Source organism: Wolbachia endosymbiont (group A) of Trypoxylon clavicerum (assembly GCF_947251665.1).
Lineage (GTDB): Bacteria > Pseudomonadota > Alphaproteobacteria > Rickettsiales > Anaplasmataceae > Wolbachia > Wolbachia pipientis.
Genome location: NZ_OX366374.1, coordinates 231,585 through 250,150 on the forward strand (window position 1 = coordinate 231,585; position 18,566 = coordinate 250,150).

The 18,566-nt window shown below is 35.5% G+C and carries 20 protein-coding genes; 11 read left to right on the forward strand and 9 right to left on the reverse strand.

The annotated features are described in order from the left end of the window. Positions 1 to 858 (forward strand): 4-hydroxybenzoate octaprenyltransferase, encoded by an 858-nt coding sequence (gene ubiA / locus OPR60_RS01220; RefSeq protein WP_265039772.1) that lies wholly within the window; start codon positions 1 to 3, stop codon positions 856 to 858. A 646-nt stretch (positions 859 to 1,504) separates the two neighbouring features. Next, positions 1,505 to 2,257, forward strand: coding sequence for an IS5 family transposase (locus OPR60_RS01225; RefSeq protein WP_265039632.1), 753 nt, complete (start codon positions 1,505 to 1,507; stop codon positions 2,255 to 2,257). 130 nt (positions 2,258 to 2,387) lie between these two features. Here OPR60_RS01225 and OPR60_RS01230 read toward each other — a convergent pair whose 3' ends face one another. The 3 genes from OPR60_RS01230 to OPR60_RS01240 all read right to left on the reverse strand — a co-directional run bounded on the left by OPR60_RS01230 (position 2,388) and on the right by OPR60_RS01240 (position 5,195). Further along, positions 2,388 to 3,866, reverse strand: coding sequence for a UbiD family decarboxylase (locus tag OPR60_RS01230; protein WP_065095405.1), 1,479 nt, complete (start codon positions 3,864 to 3,866; stop codon positions 2,388 to 2,390). A 95-nt stretch (positions 3,867 to 3,961) separates the two neighbouring features. Further along, a complete protein-coding gene (locus tag OPR60_RS01235) occupies positions 3,962 to 5,026 on the reverse strand; it encodes a Fic family protein (RefSeq protein ID WP_245611738.1) in 1,065 nt (354 codons plus the stop codon). 16 nt (positions 5,027 to 5,042) lie between these two features. Then, positions 5,043 to 5,195, reverse strand: coding sequence for a hypothetical protein (locus OPR60_RS01240; RefSeq protein WP_167347041.1), 153 nt, complete (start codon positions 5,193 to 5,195; stop codon positions 5,043 to 5,045). Between the two features lie 258 nt (positions 5,196 to 5,453). On the opposite strand from OPR60_RS01240, the gene OPR60_RS01245 reads away from it, so the two are divergent. Next, a complete protein-coding gene (locus OPR60_RS01245) occupies positions 5,454 to 6,212 on the forward strand; it encodes a DsbA family protein (protein ID WP_065095105.1) in 759 nt (252 codons plus the stop codon). Positions 6,213 to 6,402: 190 nt separating this feature from the next. Continuing rightward, positions 6,403 to 6,999: a TIGR02217 family protein gene (locus OPR60_RS01250; protein ID WP_065095104.1), complete on the forward strand. Its 597-nt coding sequence runs from the start codon at positions 6,403 to 6,405 to the stop codon at positions 6,997 to 6,999. A gap of 39 nt (positions 7,000 to 7,038) precedes the next feature. Here OPR60_RS01250 and OPR60_RS01255 read toward each other — a convergent pair whose 3' ends face one another. The 6 genes from OPR60_RS01255 to OPR60_RS01280 all read right to left on the reverse strand — a co-directional run bounded on the left by OPR60_RS01255 (position 7,039) and on the right by OPR60_RS01280 (position 15,666). Beyond that, complete coding sequence (locus OPR60_RS01255; RefSeq protein WP_265039632.1) at positions 7,039 to 7,791, reverse strand: IS5 family transposase; 753 nt, start codon at positions 7,789 to 7,791, stop codon at positions 7,039 to 7,041. Positions 7,792 to 7,848: 57 nt separating this feature from the next. Further along, positions 7,849 to 8,343 (reverse strand): hypothetical protein, encoded by a 495-nt coding sequence (locus OPR60_RS01260; RefSeq protein ID WP_265039776.1) that lies wholly within the window; start codon positions 8,341 to 8,343, stop codon positions 7,849 to 7,851. 245 nt (positions 8,344 to 8,588) lie between these two features. Beyond that, positions 8,589 to 11,252, reverse strand: coding sequence for a 2-oxoglutarate dehydrogenase E1 component (locus OPR60_RS01265; protein ID WP_265039777.1), 2,664 nt, complete (start codon positions 11,250 to 11,252; stop codon positions 8,589 to 8,591). Positions 11,253 to 12,139: 887 nt separating this feature from the next. Then, entirely contained in the window at positions 12,140 to 13,957 is a 1,818-nt protein-coding gene (mutL, locus tag OPR60_RS01270) for a DNA mismatch repair endonuclease MutL (protein ID WP_265039778.1), read from the reverse strand. Between the two features lie 7 nt (positions 13,958 to 13,964). Beyond that, positions 13,965 to 14,456 carry a 5-(carboxyamino)imidazole ribonucleotide mutase gene (gene purE / locus OPR60_RS01275; protein ID WP_006280351.1) on the reverse strand — a complete coding sequence of 164 codons (492 nt, stop codon included), beginning with the start codon at positions 14,454 to 14,456 and terminating at the stop codon, positions 13,965 to 13,967. A 397-nt stretch (positions 14,457 to 14,853) separates the two neighbouring features. Next, entirely contained in the window at positions 14,854 to 15,666 is an 813-nt protein-coding gene (locus tag OPR60_RS01280) for a transposase (protein ID WP_265040287.1), read from the reverse strand. A gap of 203 nt (positions 15,667 to 15,869) precedes the next feature. Between OPR60_RS01280 and OPR60_RS01285 the strand changes: the two genes are divergently transcribed. From OPR60_RS01285 to OPR60_RS01315, 7 genes are read left to right on the forward strand one after another with little or no spacing between them, the layout of a single operon-like run. Beyond that, positions 15,870 to 16,166 (forward strand): helix-turn-helix domain-containing protein, encoded by a 297-nt coding sequence (locus OPR60_RS01285; protein ID WP_012673420.1) that lies wholly within the window; start codon positions 15,870 to 15,872, stop codon positions 16,164 to 16,166. Between the two features lie 60 nt (positions 16,167 to 16,226). Then, positions 16,227 to 16,634, forward strand: coding sequence for a DNA-directed RNA polymerase subunit omega (rpoZ, locus tag OPR60_RS01290; protein ID WP_065094470.1), 408 nt, complete (start codon positions 16,227 to 16,229; stop codon positions 16,632 to 16,634). 28 nt (positions 16,635 to 16,662) lie between these two features. Continuing rightward, complete coding sequence (locus tag OPR60_RS01295) at positions 16,663 to 16,908, forward strand: monovalent cation/H+ antiporter complex subunit F (RefSeq protein WP_007548527.1); 246 nt, start codon at positions 16,663 to 16,665, stop codon at positions 16,906 to 16,908. Positions 16,909 to 16,914: 6 nt separating this feature from the next. Then, on the forward strand, positions 16,915 to 17,202 hold the full coding sequence (gene mnhG / locus OPR60_RS01300) for a monovalent cation/H(+) antiporter subunit G (RefSeq protein ID WP_006279703.1): 288 nt from the start codon (positions 16,915 to 16,917) through the stop codon (positions 17,200 to 17,202). 1 nt (position 17,203) lies between these two features. Next, positions 17,204 to 17,731, forward strand: a complete 528-nt coding sequence (locus OPR60_RS01305; RefSeq protein WP_065094471.1) for a DUF4040 domain-containing protein — start codon at positions 17,204 to 17,206, stop codon at positions 17,729 to 17,731. Continuing rightward, complete coding sequence (locus OPR60_RS01310) at positions 17,724 to 18,143, forward strand: Na(+)/H(+) antiporter subunit B (RefSeq protein ID WP_006279705.1); 420 nt, start codon at positions 17,724 to 17,726, stop codon at positions 18,141 to 18,143. Before OPR60_RS01305 ends, OPR60_RS01310 begins: the two co-directional genes overlap by 8 nt. After that, complete coding sequence (locus OPR60_RS01315; protein ID WP_006279706.1) at positions 18,140 to 18,451, forward strand: cation:proton antiporter subunit C; 312 nt, start codon at positions 18,140 to 18,142, stop codon at positions 18,449 to 18,451. Before OPR60_RS01310 ends, OPR60_RS01315 begins: the two co-directional genes overlap by 4 nt. Positions 18,452 to 18,566 lie beyond the last annotated feature (115 nt).

An 18,566-nucleotide genomic window follows, 5' to 3' on the forward strand; every position in this document is an offset into this window, starting at 1 on the left:
ATGTATTTCAACCATTACTTTTCATTAATGAGGTTGCACAGTTTAACAGGTTTGTGGCTTGTGCTATTTCCTAGTTTGAGCGGTATTCTTTTAGCCTCAACTTCTCTATCATATCAGGCTCTTTTTCTCCTTGTTTTGTTTACTATAGGTGCATTTTTAATGAGACCCGCAGGGTGCATAATCAATGATATCTTCGATAGAAAAATAGATGCGCACGTTGAACGAACAAAATATAGGCCACTTGCAAGTGGTGCATTAAACATAAAGCAGGCTTTGGCTTTACTTTCACTGTTACTGTCTATTGCCCTGGTAATCTTATTATTAACTAATAAAACTACACTTATACTTGGAATAATCTCAATGTGTATGATAGCTACTTACCCTTTATTAAAGCGGTATGTTTGGTGGCCACAATTGTTCTTAGGGTTTACCTTCAATATGGGATCGCTCATGGGCTCAGCAGCAATAACAAACCAGATCAGTATAGAATCCTTGCTGTTTTATATAGGATGCGTCTTCTGGACACTTAGCTATGACACCATATACGCTCATCAAGATAAAAAAGATGATGAAAAACTCGGAATGAAATCTACCGCATTATATTTTGGTGATACAACAAAATCTTGGTTGAAAAGATTTTATTTAATATCTCTTATGACGTGGCTATATGCTGGTATCTTATCATCATTAAATAACATTTTTTATATTGCTCTACTTGCCGTAGGGTTCATATTTCACCGCCAACACAAAAATTTCAATCCTGACGATCCCAGTCAATGCATGTCCATATTTAAAAATAATTTCTACGTAGGGTTGCTGCTCTTTTTCGGCATTCTTTTAGATAGAATTATCACCTAGGTCTCAAGAGTTTCGGCTCTAATGAAATCAATAGACTCAGGTAGCCCGCAGAAACGAAAAAACTTCCTTGACAAACTCCGCCAGCGCCCTTATCATGAAACTGAAGCTATTTATTTATCTTCGCAATCTGTGCAGGTTAATGACAAAAAACTTAGGGTATTTGGCGTCTCATGTTTAATTTTTCGCACTACGTGCATCGCATGTCTTTAAAAATTTTTAGGTTTTTACCTATATAAGCCGAAACGCGCTTACAAAGCGTTTAAGACAGCAAAAAACGTCAAATTGACAAGGGAGAATTTGAATGCTAGCTACTACGGGGTTTTTTTGCCTTTTTTCCTGCTTAGTAAATTTCTTAAACACTTGCGGTGTAGGTTAGTTGCAAGTTAAAAGCAGCTAAATCGCTCTTAATCAAGCGTTTTAGAATAAAAAAAACGCCGATATTTTAGTACATAGTAAATAGCCAACCACCACGGGGCTTCTTTTGCCTTTTTTTTCGTTTGGTAAATTTCTTAACGTTTATGGCTAAAGATTACACGAATGTTGCAATTACAAAAGCGTTTCTACTAGGCTCTGTGGACAAAAAATATGAAAAGAGAGAAAAAGATGGTAGTTTAGCCTAATAGGTAAAAAATGGAGAAACTACCATATGCAATATTACATCAAAGAGGAAAATTGGAAACAAATTTTAGAGTTCATAAAAAGCGTAAAAGGAATGCACAGCAAAGATGAAAAACGTTTAAGAATATTCATAGAGGCAGTGTGGTACATAGTGCGAAGTGGTTGCCAATGGAGACTTTTACCAAAAACTTATGGTAATTACAGGAGTATACATAAGCGATTTAAAAGATGGTGTGAAAGAGATGTCTGGAAAAAATTGCTTGAATATACTAAACAAGAGCCTGATTTAGAAGTTGCTATAATCGACGGTACGATCATCCGAGCCCATCCATGTTCATCTGGATATACAAAAAACTCCAAGGATCAAGAAGCTTTAGGGAGGAGCAAAGGTGGCTTTACAACTAAAATACATGCGCTTGTCGATGCACTTGGAAATCCACTTAAATTTACTCTGACTCCTGGTCAAAGAAATGAAATTACGCAGGCACAAGTGTTGACCGAAAGTATCTATAACTCTACTGTAGTAGCTGACAAGGGCTACGATAGCAATGCCTTTGTTACAAGTCTTGAAGACAAGGGATGTACAGTAGTTATTCCGCCAAAACGGAATCGAAAAGTGCAAAGGTATTACGATGAGCATATCTACAAAGAACGTCATTTGATTGAGTGTTTTTTTGGTAAAATTAAAAATTTTAGGCGCATTTTTTCCAGATTTGATAAAACTGCTGAGGTTTTTATTGGTTTTCTCAATTTTGTTGGAGCTCTTGTATGGCTTCTCTAAAATTTTGTCCACAGAGCCTAGGATGACAAAAAAAAGGGCACTGTGACGGACTTAAATCACAATTATCAGTTAATACTAATCGCGGCATTACAAAAAACGCCAAACTTTTTTCTGCTTTTATGCAAGAAGCCTAGTCCATATATTCTTCCCACTTCTCCGTAACTTTTCTTACTATTTCCTCACTCATCCCAATTTTCTTTCCCCACTCTCGTTTGGTTTCAGGCGGAATTTTGTTTGTCGCATCAAATCCCATTTTACCTCCCAGGCCGCTTTCAGGGGAAGCAAAGTCTAAATAATCAATAGGTGCATTTTCTATCATGATTGTATCACGCACAGGGTCCATCCTTGTTGACATTGCCCACATCACTTCCTTCCAATCACGTATATTTATATCATCATCAACAACGATAATAAACTTCGTGTATAAAAACTGCTTTAGAAAAGAAAGTATGCCCATAACAATTCTTTTTGCCTGCCCTGGATAGGATTTTTTTATCGACACTACCGCTATTCTATATGAGCAACCTTCCGGCGGCAGATAAAAATCCACTATCTCTGGAAATTGATTAATAAGAATGGGCACGAAAATTTCATTGAGTGCTTCACCAAGAATCGATGGTTCATCAGGTGGCTTGCCAGTGAAAGTGCTAAGATATATCGGGTTTTTACGCATTGTAATTGCAGTAATGTTAAATTCTGGAAATTGCTCAACAGAATTATAGTAGCCAGTGTGGTCTCCGTATGGCCCTTCGTCTTGATATCTATCCAAACTCACATAGCCTTCCAGAACGATTTCCGCGTGAGCTGGCACTTGAAGTGGAATAGTCTTACAATTTACAAGCTCAAGCGGCTTCTTTCGCAGTAGTCCAGCAAATTGGTATTCTGACAATGTTTCTGGCACTGGGGTTACTGCAGCAATAATCGTTGCAGGATCACTACCGATCACAGCAGCAGCAGGAAATTTCATATTTTGTTCCTTCTCTTTCCATCGTTTGTGGTGACCTGCACCACCACGATGTGCAAGCCAACGCATTAGAGTCGTTTTTTTATCTATGACCTGCATACGATATATTCCAAGATTGAAATTATCTTGTTTGTCTCTCGTGGGGCCTTTTGTTACCACAATCGGCCAGGTGATAAGTGGTGCAGGTTCATTTGGCCAGCATGTTTGAATGGGCAGTAGACTTAGGTCCACTTCATCTCCGGTTAGCACTACCTCTTGACATGGAGCTTTGTTCACGACTTTACTTCGCATCGATAACACGACTTTTAGCAGAGGAAACATCTTCATAGCATCTTTAAAGTTTTTTGGCGGCTCAGGTGATTGCAAAAATGCTAAAAGTTTACCAAGATCTCTTAGCTCACCAGGATTTATGTTCAGTCCCAAGGCAATTCTTTCAATAGTACCGAATAAATTCACTAAAACTGGAATCGAATTTTTGCCGTTTTCTGTGACAACATTTTCAAAGATGATAGCTGGTCCTTTGTTTGACAAAACTCTGCGGTGAATTTCTGTCATTTCAAGAACAGTTGAAACCTCCTCCTTAATCCTAATCAGATCTTTTTTTTCCTCTAAGGCTTTAATGAAGTCACGTAAGTTGTTGTACATATTCCAGTTTTTAAAATTTTAAGTTTACATTTAGTTTTCAAGCACTTTATTGAAATTTGACCTATGCACTACTTTCCTGCCTAGCGAGCTTTCAGTTAATTTGAGATCAAATCCTCATATTGCTTACTAAGTTTGTATTTCCTTCCTCTATTGGAAAAATCTACAATCTTGATAAACCCCATTTCCACCCACTTTTTACAAAGTTGCGCACTGGTACGAGGCTTAAAATTAAATAGTTCGCCAACCTGACTAGCTGTAATAGCGGAAAACTCCTGGAAGAGCTCAAGAGCTTTGCGTTGTTTAGGATCAAGCTTACGTATAAGATCAGTCTGATCAGTGTGGTATTCTTCTTCATTTATACGTTGTAAAACGTTCTCAAATGAATTTGCCATACCTTCTACGAAATACTCCACCCACTTAGTGATATCTGCTTCAGCTCGTCCCATGTAATAATTGTGCGATGTTATTGCTTCATAATAAGCCCCTAGATTTTTAGCATAATATTCTTCCAATGAGTAAAGCCCTTTTAGGTCATATCCACCAAGGTGTAAAATTAATGTAGTCAACAATCTTGCAGTACGACCATTACCGTCATAGTAGGGGTGAATTGTTACAAATTGATAATGAGCAATACCTGCAATAACTGGGCAAGGCACTTGCTCACTGTCACAAATCCAATCAATCATACTGCTCATGAGCTTTGGTATATCCTTTGCTTCAGGTGGCATATAAATTATTGCACGTGTACGGCTATCACGAATAACGTTTTGACCATTACGATAAGAGGTTGGCTTCACTTTAGATTTTCCACTTGCCATTACTAGGGCATGAAGCGTTTGAATGGCTTTCTCAGTAATAGGGATCGTTCTCGCTGCCCATTGTTCAACTTGGGTTAAAGCTGCATAATATCCTTTAACCTCATTTTCATCTCTCCTATATTTTGGAAAGTGGCTTTTACCACTTAAAACCTCTTCAATCTGTTTAGGCTCAAGTCGATTTCCTTCAATCATAGTAGAGTAGTGTGTTGTATAGAGCCGTGCAGTTTCACGAAGGGACGAGAGCATCGATACAGTGAGTGGCAAATGTAACACTTTTTCTTTTGCTGCTTCAATCTTCATAAGGCAATTAGCAATTTTAGAAGTAATCGTATAATTTGGCATCGGCATAATATCTGCATTACATTATTTCTATATTATGCTGATAAAATGCAGATAATACAACATTTACACGACGCCGACCATAAACAGCAATAAATTCGGCTGATTGAGAAAGAAGTTTGTCTTGTAGAATAGCTATTTCTTTTTCTCTACCAATTATTGGCTCGTTCATATGTTTATTCCACGGAAAATTATACACAGCGGAAACAACTTAAATCTACGCTCCGCGCGCCTCTGCTACCAAGCCTTCTGATGAGCTTTTCAGTAATGTGCTTGAGTTTCATTGTACGTAAAGTTTGTACTTGCAGCAAAATTGGCTATAAAATACACTTGATACAAATGTTTTTATGTATTAACATTAGATGCTTCTTTTAATATACAGATAAATGTGTACTAAAAGTTTTATGTTGTAGGTTTTTAAATAAATTGTATGTCTAGGGTATCGTTTTTATTAATTTTAATAATAGCAATAGCAAGCTTGCCGATAATAAATAATTGGCTCTCAAATCGCAGCCAAATGCTAAACGATGATTATATAGGTGAGAAATTAGATAATTATATAAGTAGAAATTTTGATAAGATCATAAAAACTCTCAAAGAGGAGTCGATTAAAAGTAGTTACGCTGCTCGAGATAATGTAACCAAAAGTAAAATTTCACAATACAAGGATCAAATATTTGACCTTACTTATCCTTACTCCGGAAATGAAAATAGTAGTGTTATAGCTGTAGGCTTCCTTGACTATTCTTGTGGACATTGCAAAGCTATAAAGAATGATATAAAGCAGTTAATTAACGACGGCAAAATTAAGTATATCTTTAGGGATGCTCCAATACTTGGTAACGCTTCTTTAAAGGCAGCAAAAAGTGCTTTAGCTGTCTATTTTCTCGATAAAGAAAAATATTTCGATTTTCACCATGCTGCTTTAAGTCACAAAGGAGAATTTTCAGACGAAAGCATATTGGATATAGTGAAAAACATAGGGATTGATGAGGACGATTTTAATAATTCCATGAAAAATAATGCAGACAAAATTGAGCAAATGATAAATGGCAGTAAGCTCCTAGTAAGAGATTTGGGAGTAGGTGGTACACCTTTTTTAATAATTGGAGATAGCCTGTTTGTAGGAGCAACTGATTTGAATGTATTACGCAAAAAAGTAGATGAATTAAGTCACAAGCAAGGCTAGTTACAGTTTGCCATAAAATTTTATTTTTTTGCTTGACAACTCAAATGAACCTTAGTACAGTAGTTGTGGGTATGACAGCAGTTTAACTCAGTGGTCTCATCCACTTTCCATAGCGTCATTTACTATGTGAAATGCTTTCAAATTACAACATTTTCTTCAACCAAACTATTTTACTTTCACAGGAGGGCATATGTCATTCACAGAAATTAGATTTCCAGAAAATATATCTTATGGTTCCGCTGGAGGACCGGAATTTTCCACTGACGTTGTAACAACTCACAATGGTTGTGAACAGCGCAACATCAATTGGTCTCATGCACGCACTAGATACAATATAGCTTACGGAGTCAGATCAAACGAGCAGCTATTAGAACTAATAACATTTTTTCATGCACGAAAAGGTAAAGCAATAGGGTTTCGTTTTAAGGACTGGTCGGATTTTATAGCCATCAATCAAGAGATTGGTATAGGAGATAACAAAAAAACGACTTTTCAGCTAATCAAAACTTATGTAAGTGGGGAAGATAAGCATATACGCATGATCAAAAAGCCAGTACATGGGACAGTAAAGATTTATTTAAATGGTAAAGAAGAGAGTGAATATTCAGTAAATTATTCAACGGGAGAAATAACATTTATGAAGCCACCAGTAAAAGATGCGATAATCACTGCGAGCTTCGAATTTGATGTGCCCGTACGCTTTGATACAGATTACTTAAACGCTTCTATTGATGACTATGGAAGCAATAGCTGGAATAATATCCCCTTGGTGGAAGTGAAATTTTAGTTATGAGCAAGCATAGATCTAGGCTCTGTGGACAAAATTTTAGAGAAGCCATACAAGAGCTCCAACAAAATTGAGAAAACCAATAAAAACCTCAGCAGTTTTATCAAATCTGGAAAAAATGCGCCTAAAATTTTTAATTTTACCAAAAAAACACTCAATCAAATGACGTTCTTTGTAGATATGCTCATCGTAATACCTTTGCACTTTTCGATTCCGTTTTGGCGGAATAACTACTGTACATCCCTTGTCTTCAAGACTTGTAACAAAGGCATTGCTATCATAGCCCTTGTCAGCTACTACAGTAGAGTTATAGATACTTTCGGTCAACACTTGTGCCTGCGTAATTTCATTTCTTTGACCAGGAGTCAGAGTAAATTTAAGTGGATTTCCAAGTGCATCCACAAGCGCATGTATTTTAGTTGTAAAGCCACCTTTGCTCCTCCCTAAAGCTTCTTGATCCTTGGAGTTTTTTGTATATCCAGATGAACATGGATGGGCTCGGATGATCGTACCGTCGATTATAGCAACTTCTAAATCGGGCTCTTGTTTAGTATATTCAAGCAATTTTTTCCAGACATCTCTTTCACACCATCTTTTAAATCGCTTATGTATACTCCTGTAATTACCATAAGTTTTTGGTAAAAGTCTCCATTGGCAACCACTTCGCACTATGTACCACACTGCCTCTATGAATATTCTTAAACGTTTTTCATCTTTGCTGTGCATTCCTTTTACGCTTTTTATGAACTCTAAAATTTGTTTCCAATTTTCCTCTTTGATGTAATATTGCATATGGTAGTTTCTCCATTTTTTACCTATTAGGCTAAACTACCATCTTTTTCTCTCTTTTCATATTTTTTGTCCACAGAGCCTAGCTAACCTATTTCTGATGTTATCATTATCAAGCACAGTGTACTCGAGGTACGAGCAAGGCTCAATAAGTATAAAGTCCTCTAAAGGCACTAGTTCTGGATAGGTGCCAGCGTAATCAAGTATGCCACACTCAGTAATACACCCTCCTTTTCTTATAACACAGCAATTGAGACGACCATGATACATTGATAACAAAGAAAAAAGACGTATTATACTTGTACCTCTATCTTTCATTTCCTCGAAAAGCTTCCTATCATTTATTAATTTGTGCAAAATGTAATCCATAGCAGGACCTGGTTTGCGGAAATGAAACATATTATTCTCTTCAAAAATGGCCTCAGCTAATTCGATAGATTCTTTATCCTCATCTACAAAAGCTTTTTCATTTCTATTTAACTGTATGATCTCAGCTTTGCTATTGCTGCGTAGACTAGTTTGCCCTATTAACCTCTCAAATATTTCTGTATTCATATATATTCTATATTAATTAAAGTAAATATTAATGATATTTACTTTTTAAATAAAAATAAATGAAAATTTTAATAAAAATTGTAGCTTTTTCAATAGAATAAAAGTCTTTTTATATTTGTCTGAGCATCAAAGAGGTTTGATTGGTGTGATACGTTTTCTATCGCGCCTGGCTGCAGTGCCCAGCGTCAAGATCTGATGAACAATGTTCACTTGCCAGCTTTCGCTTCAATATTTGCACAATTGTGCTAGATCCCCTGCATAACCTGCTTTAAAATCTCCTCCTGTTGCTGAGCATGGACACTAGCATAACCACATGCAGGAGATGCGGCAGCAGGTCTTGCGATACACTTAGGTCTTTTTGCTTGAATATCGAGATTGGACAACACTTCTTCTATCAATGGGTTTACAAAAAACCACCCTCCCATATTTTTTGGTTCTTCTTGACACCATACAATTTCAGCGTTCTCGTATTTCTCAAGTTCATTACTTAATTTATCGGCCGGAAACGGATAGAATTGCTCCAAACGTATCACTGCTATATCGTTTATTTTTTGTGCTTCACATACTTCAATTATGTCGTAGTAAACTTTACCACTGCATATTACAACTTTACGTATTTTATCATTTAGAACCAAATCTGTTCTATATTCTGGGATTACCGTGAGGAATTTTCCTTCAAAGTCAGATAGGTTAGAAACTGCTCTTTTATGACGCAGTAGCGATTTAGGTGTAAATACTACCAGAGGCTTACGAAAGTCTCTATGCATTTGTCTGCGTAAGACATGGAAGTAATTTGCCGGAGTGGAACAATTAACTACCTGCTTATTATCTTCTGCGCAGAGTTGCAAAAATCTCTCTATACGCGCGGAGCTATGCTCAGGTCCTTGCCCTTCATAACCATGAGGCAGCAACAAAACTAGACCGCTTGATCGCAACCACTTTGTTTCTGCAGATGCGATAAACTGGTCGATCATAATTTGTGCACCATTTGCAAAATCACCAAATTGTCCTTCCCAGAGCATCAGTGAATACGGGGAATCAAGGCTATATCCATATTCAAAGCCCATTACAGCATACTCTGATAAAGCGCTATCTATGACCTCAAAGTGAGCCTGTTCTTTGTTTATATTATTTAGCGGAATAAACGCTTCTTCTGTTACCTGATCAACAAGCCTTGAATGACGGTGCGAAAAAGTTCCACGACCGGAATCTTGTCCTGATAAACGTACTCCTATTCCTTCTACGAGTAACGATGCAAATGCAAGACTTTCGGCAGTTGCCCAGTCTATATTACTACCAAAATTTATGCTGTCTATTCTGCCATCGAGTATTTTTCTAATCTTATTGTTAATGTTAAAGTTACTTGGGATATTGCTATTTATATGCACACCCAATTTTTTCAGCTCACTAGGCGAGACACCAGAATCCGTATAGTATTCGCTCAAATCGTTCAACTTTGCCCTTCTTAATTTTGACCACACTCCATAAAACCAGTCAGCTTTTTTTGGAGTATAAGTCACTGATTCAGCGAGACTTTTATCCAATCTTGCCCTGAACTCACTGCGCAATTTATTTACTTCATCGCCATCTAATACTTTCTCTGCGATCAACTTCTCTTCATACAGTGTTCCTGGAGTTTTATGCTTTGATATTACCTTGTACATAAGTGGCTGAGTGAAATTCGGCTCATCGCCTTCATTATGGCCATATTTGCGGTAGCATATTATATCAATCACTACGTCCTTTTTAAATTTCTGCCTATATTCCATCGCCAAATTCGCAACAAAACTCACAGCTTCAGGGTTATCTCCATTAACGTGAAACACTGGAGCTTCTATTGATTTTGCTACATCAGTACAGTAAAAAGAGGACCGCGCACAACACGGATTAGCAGTAAAACCAACTTGGTTATTAATGACAATGTGCACAATGCCATCCACTTTATAGCCTTCAATATTGCTTAAGGTCAGAGTTTCAGCAACCACTCCTTGACCAATGAAAGCCGCATCACCATGAATTGATATTCCAAGCACAGATCTTATATTCTGTTTTGCTCTTATTCTTCCAGCCAAAACCGGATTTACCGCTTCAAGATGAGATGGATTAGGGCATAAACTTAAATGTATTTTTTTACCACCGGCAAGTGCTCGATCAGAAGAATAACCAAGGTGATATTTAACATCACCGGACACCTCAAGACCACTTGGGTATGCAAGATTGCCTTGAAATTCAGACAGCATTGCCGCATATTCTTTCCCCATCACTTTGGTTAGAACATTGAGTCGTCCGCGGTGAGCCATGCCAAGGACTATTTCTTCAATACTAAAAGCTGCAGAATCACTAATGATTCTCTCAATTGCAACGATAGCTGACTCTCCACCTTCGATAGAGAAACGCTTATACCCAGGAAATTTCATATGGAGGAATTGCTCGAACATTTCGGATTCGACCAAGTGCCTCAGTATTTCTTTTTTGTCTTGTGAGCTCAGCGTATAGGTTTGATTTTCGATCTTTTCCTGCAGCCATATTCTCTCCTCATAAGAGGAGATATGCATAAATTCAAAACCGATATTCTTGCAGTAAATATCTCTATAGATTCCAGTGTCACTTGCCGGAGATAGATTCGAATATTTCTGATAATCTATTTGTTTATTTCCATTTGGTGATAATGGATCAAGATCTGCAAAAAAATGACCATAAGACCTGAAAAAATTTGCCAAATCGAAAGCCGAATCATCCGTCTTGGTTACATGCTGCGGACTGCAGGTCTCCGTTTTCTTAACTTCTAAATTGCTTGAAAAAATTCTATACCAATCTTCCCCGATTGATTTATCGCCCTGTAGATAACGGCTATACATTTCTTCCACAAATTCTGCATTATCACCATAAAGGCAACTTAAACTCGACATAATCACTATAAAAAGTATCAAATACTTATAAGTATAACTTAAGTTTTTTAAAAAAGAACTTTTTTAGTTTCTATACGTCATACCGCGATTCATTCGCGGTATCTCTTAACATAGATCCCGCTAACACGTAGCGGGATAACGATTGTCAGGGTGTCATTCCAGCGCGTGACGCTGGAATCCAGTTTTTATTTGCAGCCTACTTGACTCGAAGCTAAGTTTTCTGGATCCAAATAGTCAAGGCACTGGGATGACAAAAAAAGGAGCACTGGAATGACAAAGCTATAGGTTGCAAGCGAGACGTCATACCGCCGCGGCGCTAACAAGAGATCCCGCTAACACGTAGCGGGATGACGGTTGTCGTTTAGCTATAAACATTAAGAAATTTACTAAGCGAAAAAAAAGGCAAAAGAAGCCCCGTGGTTGGCTAATTACTTACATTATACTTTCAAGTATGGCGTTTTTTTATTCTAAACGCTTAATAACCGCGATTTAGCTGCTTTTTAATGCAACTAACCTTTAGTCATAAATGTTTAAGAAATTTACTAAACAGAAAAAAAGACAAAAGAAACCCTAGGGTAGCTAATTATTCACTATCCATTTTTTAAGTTGGCGTTTTTTATGTTTTAAATGCTTTATAAGCGCATTTTAGCTTATATTAGGTAAAAACCTAGAATTTTATAAAGACATAAGGTGCACATAGTGCAAAAAATTAAACATGAGACGCCAGATTCGTGAGTTTTTTTGTCATTTAATCTGTACAGAGAAGATAAATAAATAGCTTCACTTTCATGATAAGGGGGCTGACGGAGTTTGTCAAGGAAGTTTTTTCGTTTCTATGAGCTACTTGGATGACGAGAAAGGAGCACTTACATATTTATGGCAACCTCTTACCTCCGCTCAAAAAGTTTTTCAATATCACTGAGTTTCATTTCTATATAAGTTGGTCTTCCGTGGTTGCATTGCCCGGAATATGGGGTTTTTTCCATTTGTCTCAGCAGCTCATTCATTTCATCTAACCTCATTTTTCTACCCGCTCTAATTGATCCATGACAAGCGATAGTGGCCAATATTTTGTTCACTTTATCTTCTACTGGCAATGTATCTTCTATTTCCGTTAATCTATCGACTATATTAATTAGCATCTCTTTCACATCTATTGCTCCCAAAATTGCAGGGATTTCTTTTACTATCACTTTATTTTCTGATTTGATCTCAATATCAAAACCCATTTCAAATAACTTATCTTTATAAACTTCAATCATCTCCATTCCGGCTTGATTTTTGATTTCAACCGTTTCAGGAAGAAGTAGTTTTTGTCTTTTTACACTTGATTTTTGTTTTAAGCATTCATATACTAGCCTTTCGTGGGCTGCATGCTGGTCGACTATAATCAATTTGTCTCTTACCTCGGCAATAATGTAAGTATTATAGACCTGACAGCGTGCAAACCCGAGCGGGTGGCTCTCTATCAAATCAACTTGCTCTAACACCTTTTTTTCTAGAACCATAGTCTCCGCTTGTGATGGTAATTTCTGTATGCCGGTATAATCAAACGATTTTGACTGTTCTGATAAGCTTTTTACTCTTTCATTTGGAGAAGCAAATTCTTTTATTAGTTGATTTTCAAAAGGACTTGGCCTTCTTTCATTTTGAACATTAGGTTTATCAAAAGGATCTGGCAATGTTGAATCCATTTTCTGGTCATGCGCTAGAAAGGTGCCTATCCTTCTTGACAATGCTTTAATTAATCCTCTTGTCACTATCTCATATATGAGCTTCTTATTCTGAAACCTTACTTCTGACTTATTTGGATGCACATTTACATCTACTTGATCATAAGGTATCTCTAAATGTAACGCTGCGAAAGGATACCTATCGCTTGGAATAAAATCATGATATGCATACCTAACTGCGCCAATAAGTAGATTATCTTTGATTGGCCTTCCATTAACAAACGTATAGATCTGAGTTGACTTACCACGATTGACGGTCGGTTTACAGATGTGTCCCGTAAGTTTAATGCCGTCTTCTTCTTCATTAATCTCCAGAGAACTGCCCTGAAATTCTTCTTCTACTTCACACAATCTATGAAATAACGAAGTCTGCTTAGCGTATTTTAAGAGCTTTTTATTACCTGAAGTGAGAGTAAACCCTATATGATAGTTAATCATTGCTAGGTTGTTTACAATATCAACAATGCTTTGAGTTTCTGCTCTTTCAGTTTTTAGAAATTTTAGTCTATTTGGAGTGGCAAAAAATAAATCTCGTACTTCAATATGTGTGCCTTGTGATAAAGAGTAAGGAGTTTGCTCCCCTATTTTCTCTCCACCCTCATAACTTATAGACCATGCTTCATTTGCTTCTCTTGCCTTAGACGATAATTTTATCCTACTTACTGCTGCTATTGAAGGCAGAGCTTCTCCTCTAAAGCCAAGATGCTTGATTTCTATCAACTCATTGTCGCTCAATTTTGAAGTAGCATGGCGCATAAACGCAAGTTCTAAATCGTTTTTTTCTACTCCGTTACCATCATCTGTCACAATAATAAGGTTACGCCCACCACTTTCTATTTTAATCTCTATTTCTAAACTTCCAGCATCTATTGCATTTTCCACTAATTCCTTTACTACACTTGCTGGCCTTTCTATCACCTCCCCCGCTGCTATACGGTTTATGGTTTTTATGTCTAAAAGAATTATTGCCATAGATTTATTATGAAACTGGTTTTTCTTTTACTTCTTTGGTCTGTTTCTCTCTCCACTTTTTTAACCTACCTGCAATTTCACTGTTGGAAATTGACAATATAGATACGGCAGTAATGGCAGCATTATATGCTCCATTTTCTCCTATAGACATGGTTGCAACTGGAACACCCTTTGGCATTTGAACTATAGAGAGTAGACTGTCCAGCCCATTTAATTGTTTACTATGCACAGGAACGCCGATAACTGGCAAACAAGTTAGTGACGCAACCATACCAGGTAAATGAGCTGCACCTCCTGCACCAGCTATAATAACCTTAAAACCTTCTTCTTGTGCAGATTTAGCAAAATTGAAGAGCCTTTCTGGTGTTCTATGTGCAGATATTATGAATATATCATGTGAAACTTCTAATGCTTTTAACATATCAACAGTATGGACCATAGTGGTGTAATCTGACTCACTTCCCATAATAACAGCAACATCTTTTTTTATTTTTGTCATATTCAACACAATTTTACTTACTAACTAAATAATGTTCCAGCTAAAAAGCAACAAATATTTAAATTATATTATAAATATAATATATAGAATTCTCGTTAAAATAGAAATTTTAAAAATTTAAATAAATATTTATATTAAGATATAGAGATATAAACTTCTTATGTAAGATAAATTTATAAAATAATTATTTTTGTATTTCAAGCTTTGTAATCTTAGCTTGTTCTTTCTATAAATGGTTTTTTCAGATAGACTGATGGTAAAATGGTAATTTAAAATTACTAGAAATTTGATAAAAATATTAATATATAATCAACTTAAAGTTTTAAATATTGATATAGACCTGCTGCGAATCAAGCGATAAAAAAAAGGAAAGGAGGGTGAATAAAATCAAGGTTAACTAAAAGGCGTGCTTAAGATTTACAATACCAGCAATAATATTGAACCTCAAGTTATATTTTTTCTGAAAATTGCGATAAACATTCGACATAATCTTAAATATCTTTATCTCTCGGATCTTATTTTCTACTCTCATTCTAAATGATGCTAACCTTCTATTATGCTCTTTCTGCTCTGGAGTTAATGGCTTTTTACGATACTTTTTATATGGAATTATAACATTGCTTTGCAATTTTTGCCAACCTTGATATCCAGAATCAGCATGTTTTATGCTATCAAGTGGTAAATATTTTTCTTGTTTCCTTATGCGAAAATCACTAATTCTACCACGGTATGACTTTGACACTGATAAAATTCTTCCTCCTTCTTCGATAATAATCTCAGTTTTCATAGTGTTGGTTCTTTTTTTTCCTGAATATGATTTCTTCCGTTTTTTACTATCTTCTGGCCTCTGTATTTGCTGTTCTGTAACATCAGCCAAAATCTTCAGTATTTTTTCTGGCGTCATACTTCTATCTTTTGTTATAGTCACTTTTTTGGCGAGTAATGGCTCTATTCTCTTAAGTAACCTACATACATTTGCGTTGTGCACATTGAATAGGCATCCTAAAAATCTATGTGTTATGTAAGTGCGATAGTACAAAATTACGCAAAACAACTTATCTTCCAGAGTTGGTAGTTTTGATCTTCTACCATGACACTTTTTCTGTTTTTCAAGTTTTTTCCATCCAGACCTCACTTTTTCTACTACTTTTTCGAACTCCTCTATACTTAAACCTGTTATATTACGAAAGTTTCTTGGGTGTTTTTTCATATTATAGTAACTAAAGCTCATTTTTTTTCCTTACTTGATCTGCTTATTCTTCTTCTACCCCTCTCACATCATTTTTTCAATCACCTTTTGCAGCAGGTCTTATCATATAATTATTGACAAGTTACATGATATTAATATCTTGGTATATTAAATATTATGTTATAATGTTTAATAAAGTTAATTGATATGTGAGTGTAAGAATTATGGAAATAATATCGTTAAATAACTTAGACAGTGCAGGAATAAAAACAAAGTTGCTTTATATAATAAATAAAATTGTAGAAAAAAATGCTTGGACTCAGGCTTTTGCAGCTGAGAAACTTGGTATTGATCAGCCAAAGGTATCGCAAATTAAAAATGGTAAAATAGATGGTTTTTCTTTAGAGCGATTGTTAGGATTTCTAAAAAAACTTGATCATGAGATAACAATCACGATGACAGAAAGCCAAGAAATAAAATCTGAGGCAGAAAAAGTAAAACATGAAGTTGAATCGCAATAGATACAAAGTTGACAACTTGTTTTTTGTGATATAGTATAAAACTTATTAAGGTAGTATCTTATGGCTGAGTCTATTGTAGAAAACTGTATAGAACGGGTAAGTAACCGTTTCAAATTGGTTCTGTTGGCAAGTCAAAGAACACATGATTTAAATACAGGGGCAAGTAATCCAATTCAAGCAGCTAAGTTTAAAGGTCATAAAAATACCATAGTTTCCTTACATGAAATAGCAGGAAAACAGGTGGATACTCATGAGCTGTTTAGCCTTTTGGTAGGTAGATGCAAGGAATACATGAAAGGAAATATGAATAATGTTTACAGCAGTAATACAAGTAAGCTAGCGAATTTATTAAATTTTTCTGATAACACAGATCTTGATGCAAGTCAAGAAAGCCAAGATTATGAAGTGGATGGTGAAATAGATGATGAAATAAATGATCAAGATGGCGATGAAGAAGTATCCGTTTAGAAATCTACTGAAGTTACATAGTCTTTAAATGATTTGCATTGCTATCTATACACTGTTGTTCTGTATGAGTGTAATGTTGTGTTGCATAGTGTCTAAGTCAAATGATGTGTACAATAAGGTTTTAGCGTTCAATAATTTCTCAACGCAAGTAGTTGTACTTATAACAGCAATATCAATCATTCTGAATAATTTTTTTTTAATTGATATAGCATTGTTGTATGCTAGCGTTAGCTTTATATCAACTATAGCACTAATGAGATTAATGTTGTTTTGATAATTTATGATAGGATCCATTTTCATATTTTTAGGTATTTGTTTGATAATTATTTCAAATATAGGGGTGATCAGATTTCCTGATTTCTATACTAGGTTACATGCAGCAGGTATTACAGATTCTAGCGGTGCAACGTTATTGTTAATTGGTTTTGCTTTGCAGAATGGATTTTCAATCAATACTGTTAAAATAGTATTATTAATTTTTATAATATGGGTAGCTAACTCAACTAATAGCTATATTTTAGCGCGCACTCATTATAAAGTTAAGAAAAAAACTGTTAAAGAAGGCTAAGGTGTTAGAAATATTAAATGTAGTGTTATTTTTGTTGTTACTAACAGTTACGGTTTTTATAGTTTTCTCGCGACATTTAGTCGTAAGTGCTGTTCTAATGTGTGTATTTAGTTCACTGATTGCGCTTATATACTTAATTATGAATGCACCTGATGTTGCAATTACTGAAGCTTCTGTTGGTGCGGGGCTCAGTACAGTTTTTACGTTTGCAGCACTCTCCTTGATAAAGAATCATAAAGTAAATCTATCTCATAACCCTATAACGCTTTTTTTTATGTTATTTCTGGCTGTATGTTTGTCATATTTTATGATTCAATTGCCAGATTTTGGCAGCCACAATGCTCCGATCCACTTGCATGTTGCTCCTTATTATGTGGAAAATACCGAAAAAGCTACCGGTATTCCTAATATAGTGACAGCTATTTTGGCAAGCTTTCGTGGTTATGACACGTTTGGAGAAACTATAGTAGTTTTTACTGCTGCGCTTTGTATAACGTTGATATTAAAAGAAGAAAAAGAAAATGATTAAAGATCCGATATTAAATGCAGTAACATTTTTGATGATACCTTTTATCATTTTATTTGGTTTATACATACAATTTCACGGTGATTACACTCCGGGTGGAGGTTTTCAAGCAGGAATAATTATTGCCTCCGGGATAATATTATATTCAATGCTATTTGGTGTATCTACAACTCTAAAAGCAATACCTTATTCTGTAATTAGATTGACTAACGTGTTAGGTATTTTAATTTATGGAGGAACGGGCGTTGCAACAACTTTACTTGGCCAAAATTTTTTATCTTATGATATCTTGTTAACCAATAATAGAACCGGTCAAAAATTAGGTATTTTTTTGGTGGAATTAGGTGTAGCATTTACTGTCTGCTCCTCTATGTTAATTATATATATAAATTTTGCTCGTAGGAAAAAACAATGACTTTATATAATTATACGATTATTATTGTATTAATGGTGCTAGGTTTATATATTATTATAAACGATAAAAATTTAATCAAGAAAATGATAGGGGTAAGCGTCTTCCAAGCATCTGTTTTGTTATTTTACATATCTCTAGGATATATAAAAAGTTCCTTGCCTCCTATATTGGTTTCAAATTTTTATTCATATAGCAATCCTATACCCCATGTTTTAATGCTTACTGCTATAGTGGTTGGAATTGCAACATTTTCAGTTGGATTATCCATAGCAGTAAAAATGGAAGAAAAGTATGGAACAATTGATTAAGACAAGTGTACATAAATTAACAGTATCTTAAACTATATGAAGTAACAAATAGCCACAAGTTAAAAGTAAAATTATAGACTTGCTCGTTGTAAGTTTGTTTGTTAATAAGAAATAA

Coding starts and splice junctions, on each gene's coding strand:
- OPR60_RS01255 (WP_265039632.1), bottom strand. CDS start 7,791: ATGCAATATTACATCAAAGAGGAAAATTGGAAACAAATTTTAGAGTTC.
- OPR60_RS01295 (WP_007548527.1), top strand. CDS start 16,663: ATGATTTGCATTGCTATCTATACACTGTTGTTCTGTATGAGTGTAATG.
- OPR60_RS01225 (WP_265039632.1), top strand. CDS start 1,505: ATGCAATATTACATCAAAGAGGAAAATTGGAAACAAATTTTAGAGTTC.
- OPR60_RS01285 (WP_012673420.1), top strand. CDS start 15,870: ATGGAAATAATATCGTTAAATAACTTAGACAGTGCAGGAATAAAAACA.
- OPR60_RS01245 (WP_065095105.1), top strand. CDS start 5,454: ATGTCTAGGGTATCGTTTTTATTAATTTTAATAATAGCAATAGCAAGC.
- OPR60_RS01315 (WP_006279706.1), top strand. CDS start 18,140: ATGACTTTATATAATTATACGATTATTATTGTATTAATGGTGCTAGGT.
- OPR60_RS01250 (WP_065095104.1), top strand. CDS start 6,403: ATGTCATTCACAGAAATTAGATTTCCAGAAAATATATCTTATGGTTCC.
- mutL (WP_265039778.1), bottom strand. CDS start 13,957: ATGGCAATAATTCTTTTAGACATAAAAACCATAAACCGTATAGCAGCG.
- ubiA (WP_265039772.1), top strand. CDS start 1: ATGTATTTCAACCATTACTTTTCATTAATGAGGTTGCACAGTTTAACA.
- OPR60_RS01240 (WP_167347041.1), bottom strand. CDS start 5,195: ATGAACGAGCCAATAATTGGTAGAGAAAAAGAAATAGCTATTCTACAA.
- OPR60_RS01230 (WP_065095405.1), bottom strand. CDS start 3,866: ATGTACAACAACTTACGTGACTTCATTAAAGCCTTAGAGGAAAAAAAA.
- mnhG (WP_006279703.1), top strand. CDS start 16,915: ATGATAGGATCCATTTTCATATTTTTAGGTATTTGTTTGATAATTATT.
- rpoZ (WP_065094470.1), top strand. CDS start 16,227: ATGGCTGAGTCTATTGTAGAAAACTGTATAGAACGGGTAAGTAACCGT.
- OPR60_RS01280 (WP_265040287.1), bottom strand. CDS start 15,666: ATGAAAAAACACCCAAGAAACTTTCGTAATATAACAGGTTTAAGTATA.
- OPR60_RS01265 (WP_265039777.1), bottom strand. CDS start 11,252: ATGTCGAGTTTAAGTTGCCTTTATGGTGATAATGCAGAATTTGTGGAA.
- OPR60_RS01260 (WP_265039776.1), bottom strand. CDS start 8,343: ATGAATACAGAAATATTTGAGAGGTTAATAGGGCAAACTAGTCTACGC.
- OPR60_RS01235 (WP_245611738.1), bottom strand. CDS start 5,026: ATGCCAAATTATACGATTACTTCTAAAATTGCTAATTGCCTTATGAAG.
- purE (WP_006280351.1), bottom strand. CDS start 14,456: ATGACAAAAATAAAAAAAGATGTTGCTGTTATTATGGGAAGTGAGTCA.
- OPR60_RS01310 (WP_006279705.1), top strand. CDS start 17,724: ATGATTAAAGATCCGATATTAAATGCAGTAACATTTTTGATGATACCT.